The organism is Bacillus sp. FSL W8-0519 (genome assembly GCF_038005585.1).
Taxonomy (GTDB): domain Bacteria; phylum Bacillota; class Bacilli; order Bacillales; family Bacillaceae_G; genus Bacillus_A; species Bacillus_A paranthracis.
In genome coordinates, this window is sequence record NZ_JBBOTL010000001.1 from 2,270,651 (window position 1) to 2,283,987 (window position 13,337).

At 40.1% G+C, this 13,337-nt stretch carries 15 protein-coding genes; all 15 read left to right on the forward strand.

What is annotated here, in order from left to right; translation table 11 throughout:
* The first annotated feature begins 61 nt into the window (after nucleotides 1-61).
* The 15 genes from NST14_RS11870 to NST14_RS11940 all read left to right on the forward strand — a co-directional run bounded on the left by NST14_RS11870 (nucleotide 62) and on the right by NST14_RS11940 (nucleotide 13,336).
* Complete coding sequence (locus tag NST14_RS11870; RefSeq protein ID WP_175556104.1) at nucleotides 62-1,579, forward strand: phage portal protein; 1,518 nt, start codon at nucleotides 62-64, stop codon at nucleotides 1,577-1,579.
* Nucleotides 1,576-2,580 carry a minor capsid protein gene (locus tag NST14_RS11875; protein WP_073535934.1) on the forward strand — a complete coding sequence of 335 codons (1,005 nt, stop codon included), beginning with the start codon at nucleotides 1,576-1,578 and terminating at the stop codon, nucleotides 2,578-2,580. Before NST14_RS11870 ends, NST14_RS11875 begins: the two co-directional genes overlap by 4 nt.
* Nucleotides 2,580-3,239 carry a phage scaffolding protein gene (locus tag NST14_RS11880; protein ID WP_073535933.1) on the forward strand — a complete coding sequence of 220 codons (660 nt, stop codon included), beginning with the start codon at nucleotides 2,580-2,582 and terminating at the stop codon, nucleotides 3,237-3,239. The genes NST14_RS11875 and NST14_RS11880 overlap by 1 nt, the downstream gene beginning before the upstream one ends.
* 13 nt (nucleotides 3,240-3,252) lie before the next feature.
* Nucleotides 3,253-3,603, forward strand: a complete 351-nt coding sequence (locus tag NST14_RS11885) for a hypothetical protein (RefSeq protein ID WP_073535932.1) — start codon at nucleotides 3,253-3,255, stop codon at nucleotides 3,601-3,603.
* Nucleotides 3,604-3,618: 15 nt separating this feature from the next.
* On the forward strand, nucleotides 3,619-4,611 hold the full coding sequence (locus NST14_RS11890) for a major capsid protein (protein ID WP_073535931.1): 993 nt from the start codon (nucleotides 3,619-3,621) through the stop codon (nucleotides 4,609-4,611).
* Nucleotides 4,611-4,937 carry a hypothetical protein gene (locus tag NST14_RS11895; protein ID WP_073535930.1) on the forward strand — a complete coding sequence of 109 codons (327 nt, stop codon included), beginning with the start codon at nucleotides 4,611-4,613 and terminating at the stop codon, nucleotides 4,935-4,937. The genes NST14_RS11890 and NST14_RS11895 overlap by 1 nt, the downstream gene beginning before the upstream one ends.
* On the forward strand, nucleotides 4,934-5,290 hold the full coding sequence (locus tag NST14_RS11900; protein WP_073535929.1) for a hypothetical protein: 357 nt from the start codon (nucleotides 4,934-4,936) through the stop codon (nucleotides 5,288-5,290). The genes NST14_RS11895 and NST14_RS11900 overlap by 4 nt, the downstream gene beginning before the upstream one ends.
* On the forward strand, nucleotides 5,287-5,763 hold the full coding sequence (locus NST14_RS11905; protein WP_073535928.1) for an HK97 gp10 family phage protein: 477 nt from the start codon (nucleotides 5,287-5,289) through the stop codon (nucleotides 5,761-5,763). Before NST14_RS11900 ends, NST14_RS11905 begins: the two co-directional genes overlap by 4 nt.
* Nucleotides 5,744-6,232, forward strand: a complete 489-nt coding sequence (locus NST14_RS11910; RefSeq protein ID WP_073535927.1) for a hypothetical protein — start codon at nucleotides 5,744-5,746, stop codon at nucleotides 6,230-6,232. Before NST14_RS11905 ends, NST14_RS11910 begins: the two co-directional genes overlap by 20 nt.
* Nucleotides 6,222-6,422, forward strand: a complete 201-nt coding sequence (locus NST14_RS11915) for a hypothetical protein (protein WP_073535926.1) — start codon at nucleotides 6,222-6,224, stop codon at nucleotides 6,420-6,422. The genes NST14_RS11910 and NST14_RS11915 overlap by 11 nt, the downstream gene beginning before the upstream one ends.
* Entirely contained in the window at nucleotides 6,423-7,814 is a 1,392-nt protein-coding gene (locus NST14_RS11920; RefSeq protein WP_073535925.1) for a phage tail sheath N-terminal beta-sandwich domain-containing protein, read from the forward strand.
* A gap of 13 nt (nucleotides 7,815-7,827) precedes the next feature.
* On the forward strand, nucleotides 7,828-8,277 hold the full coding sequence (locus tag NST14_RS11925) for a phage tail tube protein (protein WP_073535924.1): 450 nt from the start codon (nucleotides 7,828-7,830) through the stop codon (nucleotides 8,275-8,277).
* 72 nt (nucleotides 8,278-8,349) lie between these two features.
* Nucleotides 8,350-8,808, forward strand: a complete 459-nt coding sequence (locus NST14_RS11930; RefSeq protein WP_073535923.1) for a phage tail assembly chaperone — start codon at nucleotides 8,350-8,352, stop codon at nucleotides 8,806-8,808.
* 179 nt (nucleotides 8,809-8,987) lie between these two features.
* Complete coding sequence (locus NST14_RS11935; RefSeq protein ID WP_073535922.1) at nucleotides 8,988-12,692, forward strand: phage tail tape measure protein; 3,705 nt, start codon at nucleotides 8,988-8,990, stop codon at nucleotides 12,690-12,692.
* Between the two features lie 80 nt (nucleotides 12,693-12,772).
* On the forward strand, nucleotides 12,773-13,336 hold the full coding sequence (locus tag NST14_RS11940) for an SH3 domain-containing protein (protein ID WP_139264453.1): 564 nt from the start codon (nucleotides 12,773-12,775) through the stop codon (nucleotides 13,334-13,336).
* Nucleotide 13,337: the final 1 nt, after the last annotated feature.

Here is a 13,337-nt window from a genome sequence, read left to right on the forward strand (position 1 = left end):
TATGTTTGAACGATTGAAGCAATGGTTCCGCACCCTTTTTAAACGAAAAGGAGGTGTGAGTATGACAGAAGCATATACAGAAGAGTTGAAAAAGAATGATTGGGAGCAGTTAAGTGACTTGTTAAAAGAGCATGATAAGCTGCTAACAACCATAGAGAAACAACAAGATATATTTGATGGTGATTTTGCAATATTGAAACGTAATCCAAAACGAGATGATGATCCAAACCATCGCATCGTCATTAATTATTCTAAACTTATTTGTAATATGCCAGCTTCCTATATGCTAGGGAAGCCAATAAGCCGTGATGTTCCAGATACGGTTGTTAAAAATGGTGTAAAAAAAGAAATGGTTGAAGAATTTAGAGCGTTACTGGAATCCGTGACAGAAGATAATGAAGATCATGCGGTGGATTTTTTAAATACGAAACGATCGTTGATTGCAGGAGGAGCGACTGTTTTATTTTACTTTAATGATTTCGGTGAAATTCGGTACAAATCGTATCCGTTAAACGAATGTTTTCCTGTATTTAATTATCGTGGGGAAATGATTGCTACTGTTCATCGATACAAAGATAAAGTAGGCGATGAAGAAATTGAGTATGTGGAGGTATATGACGATACAACTGTCACGTACTTGGTGCATGAAAATGGTTCTTTTATTTTCGATAAACGAAAAAAAGAAAATCCTGTTTATCACTACCTTCCAATCGTACCTGCAGCATACTTCCAAAATGGTGAGTTTGCACGACCGAAAGGCGGTAAAATTCCGTATGGACCCAGTAACCTTTCACCGGATATTATTTCACAGTTAGAAGAACTATCACGTCTTGTATCAGACAACTCCAATCGTTTAGATGTATTTTGTGATCCGTACCTTCTTTTCCTTGGTGCAATACCAAATGAAGACGATGTGAAGAAAATGCGGAGTAAACGTGCGATTGGTGCGAAAAGTGATGGAGAAAGTTCGGTTGATGTAAAATATCTAATTGCTGATATGAAGAATGATCCGATTGAATGGCAAGCACGAACGATGATTGATTCAATATTTGAGACATCTCAATTACCGAAAATATATAAGCAAGAAGCCATTACAGATTTATCTGGTGTGGCAATCGAACAGTTATATGCACCGCTTGATTTACAAGTGAATGAAAAAGAAATATATCTTTCTCGTTATATTAGGAGAAAATTCCTAATTATCACCATGATGTTAAATGTGCAGAAGCTACTTGCGAGCAAAGTTAAAAAACCAGCCGATGTATTAAGAGAAACAATGATGCCTGGAAATGAACGGGACGATTTATTTAACCATCGTTGGATTTGGTGGGAGGTACATCGTAATAAACCACAAAACTTAAAAGAGTTAGTGGAAATCCTCCTTAAACAAGATGGAGAACTATCACAATTTACTCGTCTGCAAAATAATCCGTTCGTTGAAAAAGTACAAGAAGAGCAGAAACGATTGGAACAAGAAGCAGCAGAGAGTAAAACAGTTGACTTGAAGAATATTGATGGACATATCGCAAACCGTGATAAACGTATGCAGAAGAGCGATAAAACGGATGATGAGCTATGAATCATGAAGAACTGAAAAAGCTTCAGGAAATGGCGATAGAACAGCAGAGAAAGCTCATTCATTTCAAGGATGAGCGTATTCGTGTGCTGCTTGAAGTGTACGCGGAGTTCTTGCAAGACATAAATAAGGAGCTTTCCTATCTTTACACAAGAACAAGCTTAGGTTCACCAGAAGATAAATGGGATTGGGACGAAATCAGAAGAGGAAAAGATTTAGAAGCAATCCTAAGACAGATGGAAATGAGTATTGATCGTATGAATGCGGAGATAACGGGCACGGTGACTACATCCATTAGAACTGTAGGTGCAGTTGATTATGCGTTCGCTTCTTATATTGTTGCAGGGCAAATACAAGGATACATTGTTGTACCGCCAGTCATACCAGAACGTGCCATCAAAACATTGTTAACGAAAGATTGGGGTCACGGTCACTTCTCGGATAATTTATGGGGGCAAACAAAGAACTTCAAAGCAGAATTACGAGTAACATTGGTGAACTCTATGCAACGTGGTGAGAGTTTCCGTAAGACTGCTGATAAATTACAGAAACGAATCGGACAAGAAGCATACAAAAGTGAACGTCTCGTACGTACTGAAATTATTACGGCCAGTAATGAAACGAAGAAAGACTACATGACCGATTTTAGTAATCGTTGTGATGAATTAGGTATGGATCTAATTGAAGCGATGAAGATACTGGAGTCATTAGATAACAGAACATGTCCAAGGTGCCGGGCAATGGATGGGAAAGAGGTTTCGGTAGAAGATTCGAAAAATGTGGCAGCTGTCGAGCATCCCAATTGCAGGAGAACGTTCGTTGCAGTCATAAGAGGATTTGATAACTCAAACCGTCAACGTGCAGCAAGGAACCTTGAAACCGGTAAAACATATCGTACTGATGCGAAGAACTTTGAAGAGTATGCAAAAGAACAAAATGTAAGCTCTGCTGCTGATTATCACAAGCAGTATAGAAAAGAGAAGAAACAGGAGAGTGAAGAATAATGAAATTACATGAAAAAGTAAAACCAACATTTAGACTACGCTTAGGAAACTTCCAATACTTTTCGGACCCGAATCCGCCAGTTGATCCACCACAAGACCCACCACCAACAGATCCACCAGCTGACCCACCTGTGACTTATACGCAGGAACAACTGGATACACAACTTGGTGATGCAACAAAAGAAGCAAAGCGACAAGGTAAATTGGATGTGTATAAGCAGTTAGGCGTTGAATCATTAAAGGATTTGCAAGATAAATTAGCTGCTGCAAATGGGAAAGAAGAGGCAGATGCAACATTGCGAGCTTCAAACGAAACACTCACAACTAAAAATAAATCATTGGAGACTGAACTTGCGTTTGTTAAAGCTTCTATCGGGCACAAACCGCATGATGCAGATCTCCTTTTTACTGCGGTTAAACCATTATTAACGACTGACCCTGATACTGGCGAAATCACGAATATGAAAGAAGCGATTGAACAAGTAAAGGCAGAGAAACCGTTCTTGTTTGAAAGTGAGGAAGTAGTACCAGGCGGTCAAGGAGGTGGTAGCCAACAAAAACCAGGAAGCACTGCACCAGGCGGTGGAAATCCACCAGCATCCAAAACAGACTACGATAAAGGTGCAGAATTAGCGAAACGCCGTAGTCAAAAAAATTAAGGAGTGAAGCAGATTGAATCTATATACACGTAAAAATACAGTTGTTTCTGGTAAAGAAATTCTGCGTGATGTAGTAGGTATAAAAACCATTACAGTAACGCTAGATTACACTGCATTTTCAGCAGGTGTTATTCCTGCCGGCACATCATTAATCTTCGATGCGACAACAAAGAAAACACGTCCTTTTGACAAAGTGAAGGATGCAGCATCAACTGAGCAAGTATCATTATTATTCCGTGATATTCGTATCGATACAAACGATGTGCAAGCAGTAGGGCTTGTTGGTGGTTATGTGAAAGAATCAAAATGCCCTGCGATTACTGCAGAGTTCAAAGCAAAAGCAAAAATGTTAGACATTCGATAAGGAGAGTGAAGCTGAATGAGTATCTTACAATTAGATGAATTTAAACGTGAAACCTTAATTGGTTATGTGGAAAATTTAACGATACCGTTTGAGTCAAAAACATTATCGTTTTTACCACGTGATAAGGATGTATACGGACTAACATTTGCATATGACATCTTTAAGAAAAATCAAAATGTCGCTGCGAATTTATTAGAATTTGGCGCACCTGCTCCATTACGTGACAAACAAGGATTAGAAACTGCTGTTGGTGAAGTTGCCAAGCTTTCACACCGTTACCGCTTTGATCAAAAAGACCAATTAACAATCATGAATACAAAGTTTGATAAAGAGCGTCAGCAAGTAATTGACCGCGCTTTTAACCATATCGATAACTTAAAGTTAGGTGTGGAAGAGACAGAAGAGTATTTACGTTCATCTGTATTGTACAAAGGGAACATTAAATACGATTTAGATGGATTCTCGTTAGATTTAAAGTTCGATGTGCCGAAAGCATTCGCTGCAACGAAAAAATGGAGTGATACAGAAAACTCAAACCCAATTAAAGACCTTGTAGATTGGATTGAAAAATTTAAGAAGGCTAATGCAGGTCGTCGTCCATTAGCGATTCACATGTCGAATGCAGCATACCTTGATATTCTGCAATCGAAATCAACAATCGGAAATATTAAAGGTATTGCAGGCGGTATGGTAACGCCTGATGAATTAACAACATTCCTAAATCGCTGGAACATCCCGCCGATTACAACAAATGATTTAGAAATTACGTTTGAAGATGGGAAATCAGAGCGTTATTTACCAGAACGCCGTGTCGTATTCCTTGGAATCGAAGGTAAGACTACACTAGGCTCTACTGTTCAAGGCCCAACTGTTGAAAAGGGCGGACAACCAGGAGTGTATGTTAAGCCTTGGAGAGAACTGAATACAGAAAATGAATTCATCGAAATCGGAAAAGCTGCATTCCCTGAGCTTTCATATCCATCAGGCGTAATGCAAATTGATGTGTGATGAAGAGCTTACTTACAGCAGATGAAGCGAAAAGCTTGTTTGCTGAACTAAATAACGTGAGTGATCTGGAAGCCGCATTGTTACGAGCTTCTATTTTTGTGCGCTCAAAAGTAAAGAAAATAGATGAGCAGGTCCCTGATGATATCAAACTTGCCGTCTGTTATCTCGTGAAAGACGAGAAAGAACCGCGACAGGTAAAAAGTATTGAGCGTTCCACTTACAAAGAAACGTTTGCGGATAAGAATAAATCGTATCGTGATTTGGCAATGGAAATCATTGAAGGATATACAGAGCCGGAAAACGACTCGGGGGTGTTCTTCTTTTGAGTAATTTTGATGAATTACTATTTCATAAAATGAACATCTTTCGCTTTGCAGATGATGGAAGCGAATATGACAGCAAAGAAGCAAAGATTACGCTTGCGGAAGGTATATCATGTTCTTTAGAAAAGAAAAATCTAAGCAAGATTAACGAGCCACTTGGAAGAGTTGAAGTAGATGGAACACACCTTCTGCTCACTCGTTATCCTGGTATTAAAGCTGGTGATGAGATTGAAGTGTATGAAGAAAAAAGTGGTTATAAATTAGGCACCTTCATTGCTTCATGTCCCGAACCGATTCCAGACCGTGAAGGTATTCACCATTTCGAAATTGATGTAAAGGATAAAGTGGTAGTATGAGCGGCAGTTTCGAAGGTGGCTTTATACTAGAAGGTTTTGATGAGTGGATGCTACAAATAAAAAGCGTAATAAACCAAAAGCTCCCCAAACTACTTGAATTATGGGCAGAAGCACTAGCGCTGCAACTGATGAACATGGTAGTTGAGAAAACACCAGTAGATACAGAAGCATTACGTAATTCCTTTATATCTGCTGGTGCAGGGGTAGATGGTGATGGTGCAGTTTTCTTAAAAGTTGGTATGGGGGAAGGCGTTGAAATCGTAGTTGGTTCAAATATTGAATACGCTGAGTACGTTGAAGCAGGTCACCGTACAAGAAAGAGTGGTATGAGCCGTGAAGCTGCCAAAAAGGCAGGGAAATGGGTAGAAGGCGCTCATATGCTGGAAGACTCTTGGCATGAATTCGAGCCGGAAGCATTACGATGGCTTGAAGACAGAGTGGGAGAGATTATGAATGAACTTGGTTTCGTGTGATGTAACGAGTGTACTAAAATTCATTCAAACTATCACTGGCATAAAAGGATATACGACAAGAAGGAGGCAGGAAACAGAGCCTCCTTTTTTCTATTTACAAACGCCAGTCGGTAAACCGTATCAAGATTCAGTTGGGTTTCACCGGTACAGACCACTGATCCACGGTACATTGTTCCTGGCTAAAGAAACAGCGCCAGAAACGCAAGCACTGCAATTTCAAGCGAAGTTGCAAGATGCACTTACGCGGTGTTGTTATGACATTCCGCTAGTAGATGAGGACTACAACCCAACAAAAGCTCGTTTAGAGGATGTTGAGTTTGAAATAAAGCAAGCTGATGTTGATGTGTGGACCTTCACTGTAAAAGGAGAAAGGTTCATTGAACTTGTGGAGCATCATGAAATCCTACGTAAATTTCACAACAATATCAGGTTAGTTGATAAAAAGCGAGGTGGCCGTGATGGCAAATAAAGAAGAAAAGCAACAATCTACTCCTGCTCCAATTGTGAATTATCCAGTAAATGAAGTTGTGGATCAAGCAGAACAATTATTTGGTGTTCCGAAATACGTTGCTGGTACTGCGCTTTCTGCTTTTAGTGAGGTAGATGTAGAAACTGCGAATCGTACCATTCAAGAATTTTTGAAGAAAGAGGTGTACTAGATGCCAAAACCATTTAAAGAAGGCAAGCACGAACTCGAAACCGGGTTTTATTCCTTTGCAGAGCTCGTTGTAAAAGGTGCAGTTGATACGACTGCTCGCGGCACTTTAATGATGCCGATTAAAGCGGATTGGGGTCCAGAAAACGTCGTTGTAGACTTATACTCATACGATAACAATCCTTTCGTAGGACAAACATCACACCTCGTTGATTTAGCGCGTATGACGAAATTAAAGCTGTTAAAAGTCGTGCGTCTTGCTGCAACAGATGCAAAGAAAGCGACGGTTGCATTGGATACAGTCAACGTTACTGCTAAGTATACTGGCACTCGTGGTAATAACTTTAAAGTAACAGTGCGTCCGAAATTAGGGGAAACAGGTGTAAAGCAGTTAATCGTCACAGAAGGCTTTACGGAATTAGAGCGTGTAAGCTTTGCAACAATTGATGAACTGATTGCCAAAACGAAATACAGCTTATACATTGTCATCACCAAAATTGACGGGAAAACAGGTACAGTCGGTGATGCGAATAATATTCCTCTTGCTGGTGGAGTAAGTGGACAAAACGTAAAAGTTGAGAACTACAATGATTTCTTTGCTTTAGCCAAAGCAGAAGAAGATCTGGATGGAGTCGTATTAGATGGTGTCACAGATGTTGCGCTCAAGACACTTCTTGTGCAATTTGTTCAAACGATGCGTGTGGCTGGAAAGTTAATTACCGGTTATACAGCAGGTGAAGGTTCGACGGATATTGATTACTACGGCATTGCGAACTGTGTACAAAAAGCGAAAATTGATGAGCGTTTATATACACCACAAGAAGTTGCGGTTTACATGGCTGCGGCTCTTTTAGCATGCCCACTAAATGAAAGTGTGGCACAGAAAGCGACCCCGTTTACTTGGGTGGATAAGCTTGGTGTAGAAGAAACGAAAGCACGTATTGCTACGGGTAATATCGTGTTCTTCCAGGAAGGAAAGAAAGTTCGTTTCAATACGCCAGTCAACACAATGACAACACTGAAAAACCTTGATGCAGTAATTGGTATGGCAGAGGATGCGGATGAAGCAGCGACAATCCGCACACTGCAAAAGGTGAAGGTCGTACTCGGTATTGACTACATTACAAATGCACAAGAAAAAATCTTCAATCGATATATTTCAAAAGCGAACACACAAGCAAAACGTATTGCGGCTGCTCAAGCAATCAAAGACGAATTACTTACTCGACTTGCAGAACAAGAAGTTATTGAGTTAGGCACATTCAATTGCTATGAAGACCCACGCCATACGCAAGATCTTGGTAAGGCAGTCTACAAAGATGAAGCGTATTTCATCACGGAGTATCTGATTATCGATGCAATTGAAAAAGTATACAACAAAAATAAAGTATCCTAAGGAGGTCTGCTAGATGTCCATTTACGATAATAATTTACCTACAGTCAACCCTCGTAAAATCGCTCGTGGTAAATACGGTGCGGTCTATAACGATACAGGCGATCAAATGACAGAAGTATCGGAATTTGAAGCGAAAATTAAGTTTGATAAAAAGAAAATTGAACGTGCGAATGCATTCTTAGATGGTAACCGTATTATGGGTGGTTCTGGTACCGGGAAGATGAAAATGTATTTCACAGAAAATACGAAAGCCCTTGTTAGACGTATCCTAACGAATCCAGACGAAACATTTACATTAGTTGGAGACTTACATGATCCAGACGCAGAAACACAAGGTGCGAATCATAAAGTAGCCATTAAAGGGATTAGCTTTGATGAAGCAGCGCTTTTAGCATTTAAAGTAAAAGATCTTGTGGAAGAGGATTTTCCGTTCACGTTCGATGATTTCGAAATTATTGAGTAAAGAGAGGGACAACCTCTCTTTTTTCTTTGCACATAAAATATCGCGCGAAAAGCGCTAGGAGGAATACTTATTATGACAGAATTAAAGAAAAATCAATTTGCAAGCTTAGATGATTTATTTGCGGTAAATACAGATGATCGTGTTCGTGGTGAATTGGAAGTACAAACAATCGATGGAAAATATATTGTCTTACCTATGAAATCGGTTGATGCCGAAGAAGAACAAAATATCCGTAAATCTGTAATTAAAAAAATTCCGCAAGGGAAAGGGAAACCACCATTAGAACAAATGAATGAAGCAAAGTACAATGCTTTAATGATTGCGGCTGCGACAGATGAAACGAGAACAAATATTGATTGGAAATCACCAGAACTAGCGAAAAAGGTCGGTGCACCAGTACCAAACCCTGAATATATCGTACCAAAAATTTTATCATTAGGCGGTATTGTAAAAGCGACAGACTATATCGTGGAGCTATCAGGATTAGGAGAAGGATCCGCAGAAGATGAGATTGATTCTGTAAAAAACTAATCAAGACCGACCCGATGGCATCTTGGGCCCACAGGCTTTTTCAAAAACATAATGTTGATCCAGAAGAGTTTTTTCTAATGCCACATAAGAAGAAGCTCTTTTTAATTGCGTCTTGTTTATATCAAGACGAATTAGATGAAGAAGCCGCCGAGGCCCAAGATTAATGAAGGCGGTGAACTATGAGTAGCAAACAAGTAACCGGCAAGATTAGTTTAATGGACTCGATGTCTGCTCCTTTAAAACGAATCACACAACAAATGGAGCGGACATCACAAGCTGCAAGACAGTTAAATAGTTCGCTGCGTATACAAAACACAGGGGCAGCTGCATTACAACAAACAACTCAGAGAACGGCGCAATTAACACAACAAACACAACGATTTAATGTTGCTATGCAACAAACCAATCAACAAGCGAACCAAACAAGTGATTCGATGCGACGAACAGGTCAAAGTGCGACTGAAGCTGGTAACGGAATGAGCCAGCTCCAGCAACGCTTTGGCGGCGTAAATGAAAGAAATGCTCGAATGTTAAACGGCTTAGAACAAGCGCAAGGGGCGTTACTTACTACTGGTGTGGTTGCAGGTGCAGCAGGTGGCGCTGTGGTTGCAGGTCTTGGTGCAAGTGTAAAAACTGCAGCTGATTTTGAAGCGGCAATGAGTAAAGTAGCTGCTGTTTCTGGTGCATCAAAAGTCGAATTAGGACAGTTGACGGAGCAAGCGAAGGAATTAGGGGCAAAAACGAAGTACTCTGCTTCAGAAGCGGCAGAAGGAATGCAGTTCCTTGCTATGGCTGGTTTTAAGACGAGCGATATTATGAAAGCTATGCCTGGTATGTTAGATTTAGCCGCCGCTGGTGCCTTAGATTTAGGTAGAGCAGCGGATATATCATCAAATATCATGTCAGGTTTCGCTATTGAAGCAGGACAAGCTGGACATGTTGCTGATGTACTTGCAAAAGCCGCCGCCAGTGCCAATACAGATGTATCGCAATTAGGAGAAGCCATGAAATATTTGGCTCCTACTGCGAAATCAGTTGGTTGGAGTATGGAAGAATCAACTGCAGCTGTAATGGCAATGTCTGATGCTGGTATTCAAGGTAGTTTAGCAGGTCAAGCATTCGGATCATCTTTAACTCGTTTGGCAAGCCCTACAAAAGCCATGCGTAAAGTAATGGAATCACTAAATCTATCATTCTTCGATAGCAAAGGTGTAATGAAACCATTACCTGCGCTTGTTGGTGACATCCAAGAAAAAACAAAAGGATTAACAATGCAACAGAAAGCTTCAGCCCTTTCTACGCTTTTCGGAGCGGAAGCCTATAAACACTGGGCGGTTCTTGTAGAAAAAGGCGGAGATGCACTCGGTAAAAACACCCAAATGCTTCAACAAGCAGATGGCGCGGCATCAAAAATGGCGAAAACCATGAATGAAAACCTAAATGGGCAGATTATTGAGTTGAAATCTGGTCTTGAAGGTGCTGCAATTGCTTTAGGTGATGCTTTATTACCTGCGATTAAACTTGTTGTATCTGGTTTACAATCAGCTGTAAGTTGGTTTAACGGATTGAGTCAGGGGACAAAAACAACAATTGCTGTTGTAGCAGTTATTATCGGTACCTTAATTGCGTTTGGTGGCGCTCTTGCGATTGTAGCTGCACTTATTCCAAGTATCGTATCAGGATTCACTTTACTTGCGGGTGTATTTGGAGTTACAGCAGGAGCTTTAGCTACAACAATCGGAATCGCTTTTGGTGTAGTCACCGCTATTATAGCGGTAGGAGCTGCTATAGTCGTTCTTTATAATAAGAGTACGACTTTCCGAAATATCGTTAATGGTGCAATCGCTGGTGTGAAATCTGCATTTGATTCTCTGATGAATAAAGTAGGACAAGTAAAAACGTTCCTTACTTCTACATGGAATGGAATTAAAGCGATTTTTTCTGGTAACGAAGGAAAAGGTGCATCTATTTTAGGTAGCCTTGGATTTGGTCCGGAAACGATAAAAACTGTTATGACGATTTCCACTAATATTAAACTTGCAATTGCTAGCATTAAGGCGCTTGTGTCTGGAAATGATACGAAAGCCGGTGGATTCCTAAGAACATTAGGGTTTTCTGAAGGTGCAATTGGGGTCATATTCAGTGTAAAGAGTGCTCTTTCTTCTGTGATGAATACTGTAAAAGGATTCTCTGCACTTCTTGGCGGTAACGAAGGGAAAGCAGTTTCTTTATTAAGTAGAGCGGGTCTAGATCCAGCGACAATCCGACAATCAATCGGCGTGATAAATAATGTGAAAAATGCTGTAAAAGGCTTATTTGATATTTTTAAAGGGAATACAAAACAAGGTGTATCCTTCTTAAAAATGGCTGGTCTATCACCAGATATGATTGGGCAGATCACAAGCACCATTTCATCTGTGAAACAAGCCTTTTCCGGAATCGTTTCAGTCGTAAAATCAGTGGCTAGCCAAATTGCTTCTGCTTTTAAAGGAAGCGGACCGGTTATTATGTCATCCCTATCCACAATCGTAAAATCGATTATTACAATTTTTCGTACTTTACAACCAGTTCTTTCTGTAGTCTTCAACGTGATAAAAATTATCGTAGTTGGAGCACTTCAAAATCTAGCCGGCTTTATAAAAGGTGTGACAGGCGTAATCCTTGCGATCGTGAAGATTTTTTCATCTTTACTGACTGGAAATTGGCGCGGATTATGGGAAGGGATCAAATCTTTATTTACAAACGCACTAATGGCAATTTGGAACGGCGTGCAATTATTATTCCTTGGACGTCTATTTGGTGTGTTTAAAGCAGGATTTACAGCTCTGAAAGCGATTTTTACTGGCGGTTGGGCTGCAATAAGAAATGGATTTATGACGGGGCTTACTACGATTTGGAATGGTGCGAAATCGATTTTCACCAAGTCTATAAATGGTCTCGGAAATGCATTGTCTGCCGGATTTAGATTTATGTTTAACGGAGCGGTTACGATTGTCCGTGGATATATAAACATTTTGCAATCGGTGATCAATTTTGGATTCAATTTTATCCGAAATATAATTACCACAATTTTGCAGGTGGTACTCAACATTTTTCGCGCGAGTTGGAGCGGGATCGTTCAGGTCGTGTCCTCAGCCGTGTCTGCCCTACGATCAGCCATTTCTGCGGGGTTAAACGCAGCAGGTGCATTTATCCGCTCGATTTGGTCGAATGTGAGTTCGTTTACGTCCTCAACCTGGTCCGCTATGCGTACAGGGGTATCCAATGCCCTAAGCGGCATGTTAAACGCGGTGAAAACGATTTTAGGAAATATAAAAAGCTTCTTCCAGTCAACTTGGCAAAATATCCTTAACACCGTGAAGGAATTGCCAGGAAAATTTCTCGCTTATGGAAAAGCAATAATAAACGGACTTTGGGATGGAATTAAATCGGCGGCTGTCGGATTAGGTGATAAAGTAGCTGGCTTAATTGATAGTATCGTTCCAGCTCCAGTAAAAAACTTGCTAGGCATAAACAGCCCGTCAAAGCTTTTCCATAAATTTGGTGTTGGGACAATTAAAGGCTTAGAAAATGGTATGCAAGCGAAGAAAAAAGATGCTCGTTATACTGCAGTTAATGTTGCGAAAGAAATTACTGTACCTTTTGCGAATGGCGGAAACGGAAAATCTTATACAACAACATCAAACAATGCAAATCATTCACAAAAGAACTATACAACAAATGAATTCAACGTAACAATTTCAGCCGATGCAGCAAGAGCGATGAATACTGACGATGCTACATTTAAAGAATTAGCAGATAAATTTATCAACTATGTAGCAGATAAATTGGATGATGTGAACAATGCAAGTACAAAAGTAAATTTAGGGGTGATGGAGCAATGATTTTTCTTTTAACAAAGAATGCAAAGCTAACATTTCCCGTCACTCCTTCTGGTATTGGACCAAAAGGAGGAGGGGTGAAAATGGATGAGGTACAAACCTTAAAACATGGTGCAATCCCTTTTACGGATGGTTTGGAATTAGAGGAAGTCTCTTGGACTTCCTTTTTTTCGTTTAAGAAGGTATACGGTGAAGAAGTTCGTCATGATCCACAAAAAGCAGTGGATGCATTGATTGGAATCAAAGAAGCGGAAGAACCCGTATTACTTTGTATTACCGAGCTGAACTATCAAAAAGAAATGATTTTAAAGTCATTTGAGTACTGGATCGATAAGCCCGGCTATATAGAATACTCCATTGTGTTTAGAGAACATAAGGAAATTAAATTAGCTTTTATGAATGCGAATGGTGAAATTACACGACCACCTTCTAAAAACTTAGACAAGTACGCATTAAAAACTGCCACGATGATAGGTGCTGGTATGGTTGCAGTACGTGATTCTCCTTCACCAAACGGAAAAATAATCGGAACCGTTAAAGAAGGTTCTACGATTACACTTGGTCGTGATGACCAGGGGGAAAATGGTTTCGTAATGATTCAATATAGCAACGTTCATGGCTTCATATCAAAGAATTATATTGGATAGG

What these genes read in the sequence shown, in the direction of transcription:
- NST14_RS11870 (WP_175556104.1), top strand. Translation starts at nt 62, where the DNA reads ATGACAGAAGCATATACAGAAGAGTTGAAAAAGAATGATTGGGAGCAG.
- NST14_RS11875 (WP_073535934.1), top strand. Translation starts at nt 1,576, where the DNA reads ATGAATCATGAAGAACTGAAAAAGCTTCAGGAAATGGCGATAGAACAG.
- NST14_RS11880 (WP_073535933.1), top strand. Translation starts at nt 2,580, where the DNA reads ATGAAATTACATGAAAAAGTAAAACCAACATTTAGACTACGCTTAGGA.
- NST14_RS11890 (WP_073535931.1), top strand. Translation starts at nt 3,619, where the DNA reads ATGAGTATCTTACAATTAGATGAATTTAAACGTGAAACCTTAATTGGT.
- NST14_RS11895 (WP_073535930.1), top strand. Translation starts at nt 4,611, where the DNA reads ATGAAGAGCTTACTTACAGCAGATGAAGCGAAAAGCTTGTTTGCTGAA.
- NST14_RS11905 (WP_073535928.1), top strand. Translation starts at nt 5,287, where the DNA reads ATGAGCGGCAGTTTCGAAGGTGGCTTTATACTAGAAGGTTTTGATGAG.
- NST14_RS11910 (WP_073535927.1), top strand. Translation starts at nt 5,744, where the DNA reads ATGAACTTGGTTTCGTGTGATGTAACGAGTGTACTAAAATTCATTCAA.
- NST14_RS11915 (WP_073535926.1), top strand. Translation starts at nt 6,222, where the DNA reads ATGGCAAATAAAGAAGAAAAGCAACAATCTACTCCTGCTCCAATTGTG.
- NST14_RS11920 (WP_073535925.1), top strand. Translation starts at nt 6,423, where the DNA reads ATGCCAAAACCATTTAAAGAAGGCAAGCACGAACTCGAAACCGGGTTT.
- NST14_RS11925 (WP_073535924.1), top strand. Translation starts at nt 7,828, where the DNA reads ATGTCCATTTACGATAATAATTTACCTACAGTCAACCCTCGTAAAATC.
- NST14_RS11930 (WP_073535923.1), top strand. Translation starts at nt 8,350, where the DNA reads ATGACAGAATTAAAGAAAAATCAATTTGCAAGCTTAGATGATTTATTT.
- NST14_RS11935 (WP_073535922.1), top strand. Translation starts at nt 8,988, where the DNA reads ATGAGTAGCAAACAAGTAACCGGCAAGATTAGTTTAATGGACTCGATG.
- NST14_RS11940 (WP_139264453.1), top strand. Translation starts at nt 12,773, where the DNA reads ATGGATGAGGTACAAACCTTAAAACATGGTGCAATCCCTTTTACGGAT.